The organism is Prevotella sp. 885, from assembly GCF_002265625.1.
In the GTDB taxonomy this organism is placed as follows: Bacteria; Bacteroidota; Bacteroidia; order Bacteroidales; family Bacteroidaceae; genus Prevotella.
In genome coordinates this window covers 1-756 of record NZ_NOVE01000129.1, presented here as the reverse complement: position 1 = coordinate 756, position 756 = coordinate 1, and the positions used below count along the sequence as shown (strand labels likewise).

The window sequence follows — 756 nt, the reverse complement described above, 5'->3', positions numbered from 1 at the left end:
CATTAGTTTATTTTCTCTTCCTGCAGGTACTAAGATGTTTCAGTTCCCTGCGTTAGCTCTATCTTAAGATAGTGACTGTCCTTCAGACAGACGGGTTGTCCCATTCGGAAATCCTCGGATCAGAGATTATTTGCATCTACCCGAGGCTTATCGCAGCTTATCACGTCCTTCATCGCCTCCGTGAGCCAAGGCATCCGCCTTGCGCCCTTTTCTACTTTCTTCGAATCTCCGTTCCTGATTGCTCAGCAACGAAAACCGTAGCTCATACTTTCAGCTGTTGTTATTAATTTAACTTACAGTTTTGCTTGTATCAATATGTCAAAGATCGTTATCGTGAAGAAATCTTTATGATATTCTCACGAAGTGTGGAGAATAACGGATTCGAACCGTTGACCCCCTGCTTGCAAAGCAGGTGCTCTAGCCAGCTGAGCTAATCCCCCGTGCTTAAGAAGTAGTCCCAGGCAGACTTGAACTGCCGACCTCCACATTATCAGTGTGGCGCTCTAACCAACTGAGCTATAGGACTGTCTTGTCCGTTGACTGGACCTTCTTAATTATTTAGTAAACAAACTTGCGGTACAAGAAGAAAGGTAAATACTTACCTCACTTGTATAAAATATTTCGAAGCATCTCTCCAGAAAGGAGGTGTTCCAGCCGCACCTTCCGGTACGGCTACCTTGTTACGACTTAGCCCCAATCACCGGTTTCACCCTAGGCCGACCCTTGCGGTCACGGACTTCAGGCGCCCCCGGCTTT

At 46.6% G+C, this 756-nt stretch carries 2 tRNA genes and 2 rRNA genes; all 4 read right to left on the bottom strand.

Going from position 1 to position 756, the window contains the following annotated elements:
* Positions 1–221, bottom strand: a 23S ribosomal RNA gene (locus tag CHL74_RS15435); the annotation flags it as partial.
* A 145-nt stretch (positions 222–366) separates the two neighbouring features.
* Positions 367–440: transfer RNA gene (locus tag CHL74_RS15430), tRNA-Ala, on the bottom strand.
* A gap of 12 nt (positions 441–452) precedes the next feature.
* Positions 453–526: transfer RNA gene (locus CHL74_RS15425), tRNA-Ile, on the bottom strand.
* Positions 527–638: 112 nt separating this feature from the next.
* Positions 639–756 (bottom strand): 16S ribosomal RNA (locus CHL74_RS15420); the annotation flags it as partial.